Genomic DNA, 2,212 nt, shown 5'->3' with positions numbered 1-2,212 from the left:
TGGACTCAACGACAGTGCGGGCCCATCAGCACGCCGCGGGAGCCCGAAAAAAGGGGGCGGGACTGGCCGGGCGAGGAACTCGGCCGGTCCCGCGGCGGGCTGACCACAWAGATCCACCTCGCCTGCGACGGTGAAGGCCGCCCCCTGGCCTTCACCGTCACCGCCGGSAACGTCAACGACTGCACCCAGTTCGAGCAGGTCATGGCCCGCATCCGCATTCAGCGGTGCGGACCCGGCAGACCCAGAACCAGGCCCGAGCGGGTCGCGGCGGACAAGGGCTACTCGTCCACGAAGATCCGCACCTACCTGCGACGTCGCGGCATCAAGGCGGCGATTCCCGAGCGCATCGACCAGGTCCGGCATGCCGATCATGCGGACCGTCCCGGTGCGCACGGAGTCCAGGAGCGCCCGCTCGGCCCCCGCCTCGCAGAGGTGGGCGAGGTCGGCGCCGGACAGGCCGTCCGTCACCTTGACGAGCTTGCCGAGGTCGATGTTCTCGACGGGGCGTTCGCGCAGGTGGTAGCGGAGGATCGCCTCGCGGGCCGGGGCGTCGGGCGGCAGGACGAGCAGCGTGCGGTCCAGGCGTCCCGGGCGTCGCAGCGCGATGTCCACGTCCCAGGGGACGTTGGTGGCGGCGAGCACGAAGACGCCTTCGTTGGCCGTCGAGTCGATGCCGTCCAGCTCGCTGAGGAGCTGGTTGACCGTGTTGCGCAGGCCGCTGTGCTGGGTGCGGCTGCGCTTGGCGCCCAGCGCGTCGAGTTCGTCGAGGAACACCACGCAGGGCGCCTTGCGGCGGGCGGTGCGGAAGATCTCGTGCATGTTGCGTTCGGAGTTGCCGATCCACATGTCGAGGACGTCGTCGATCGACACGGAGAGGAAGTTGGCGCCCAGTTCACCGGCGACGGCCCGCGCGATGAACGTCTTGCCGCAGCCGGGAGGACCGTACAGCAGAAGCCCGCCGCGCAGGCTCTTTCCGTACAGTCGGCGCAGGTCGGGGTTGCGCAAGGGGGCGAGGAACGCCGCTTCCAGCCGGTCCTTGACCTCCCGCATGCCACCGACGTCCGCGAGGCGGAGCGCGCCGGGTCCTTCGACGTCCCAGGCGGTGGCGTCGCCGGGGTCACCGCCGCCGTCCGCGGCCAGGGGTGACTCGGGCGCGGGCGCCGGGCGAATCTCCTCGCGCGGCGCGGCCGGTTCGATGAAACGGGGCGGGATCACATCGCCGATCTGGTCCTCTGCGGCGCGCCAGTCATAGCTGGGGGACGCCTCGAACGCCGGGGGGTTGGCCCCAGCCGTCGCCGCTTCGGATGCCGTCGCCGCCTCGGACGCCGGAGGCACCGGGGGCGCCGCCTCGACTTCCGTCACATCAACTGCCCTTGCGGCAGGCGGGGGTTGAGGACACACCGTGGGAATCAACGCCCCCATCGCCCGCGCCATCAGCGCCCGCGCCTGCGGGTCACCCGGCGCACGCTGCAACGCCACCGCCGTCTCCGCGACCGCGTCGTCCTGTTGCCCGGCGGCGAGCAGCAACTCGGCCAGGTGCAGCCGCAGTGGCACATCGTCGGGTGCGGCCCGTACGGCGGTGCGCAGGCTGCGTATCAGGGGTGAGTCCTCGGGCATGCCGCCACCCTAAGTACTCGCCCGATTCCAGCCCGCGCGGGGCTCCTGATGCCCATGCGAACTGAACGGACAAAGCAGGGCAATTGCCCTAAGCTGGTCCAAGGGTGGGCGTCACCGGATTGGTGACGACGTCAACAATTGAGGAGGCAATGATGCTTGCTCAGAAAACTCCGCTTCTCGTCAGCACGACGGATGTCGCGGCACTCGGGACCGCCATGGTGGAACCTGAGGCCGAACTGAGCGACGCGCCCGTGTACACGCCGCAGGCGGGGGGCTGGCTCCTGCTGCTGGCGCTCCTCTCGCCGAAGGAGCCCAAGGAGCCGAAGGACAAGTGAGCTCCGATCAGTCGCAGGCCGCCTACGCCGCGTCGGCGGCTGACCTGGCTCTCCGCGCCCTCGATGCCCTGCGCGGCATCGGGGGCGCGGCCACGGTCGCCCAGCACGTCGAGGACGCGGACGATCCCAAGGCGGCCCTGGCCGCGATCCGTGTCGTCGGGGCCGATCTCTTCGCCCCGCACCTTCTGGCCGACGCCTTCCTCCACGCCGAGGACGGGATGGCCGTCGTCCAGTCCTTCACCGTCTTCCCACCCCCGGTG

General features: G+C 70.8%; 3 pseudogenes. 2 read left to right on the top strand and 1 reads right to left on the bottom strand.

The features are described 5' to 3' along the window. Positions 1 to 390 (top strand): annotated as a pseudogene (locus AB8Z36_RS37285) (IS5 family transposase); the annotation flags it as partial. On the opposite strand, the pseudogene AB8Z36_RS37280 reads toward AB8Z36_RS37285, so the two are convergent. Then, positions 343 to 1,617, bottom strand: a pseudogene (locus tag AB8Z36_RS37280) (tetratricopeptide repeat protein); the annotation flags it as partial. The pseudogenes AB8Z36_RS37285 and AB8Z36_RS37280 overlap by 48 nt on opposite strands. 331 nt (positions 1,618 to 1,948) lie before the next feature. Here AB8Z36_RS37280 and AB8Z36_RS37275 point away from each other — a divergent pair. Then, positions 1,949 to 2,212 (top strand): annotated as a pseudogene (locus tag AB8Z36_RS37275) (hypothetical protein); the annotation flags it as partial.

The organism is Streptomyces flavofungini (assembly GCF_041028215.1).
Taxonomy (GTDB): Bacteria; Actinomycetota; Actinomycetes; order Streptomycetales; family Streptomycetaceae; genus Streptomyces; species Streptomyces flavofungini_B.
Note: the sequence above shows the minus strand (reverse complement) of the source record. Positions and strands in the feature narration are given on the sequence as shown.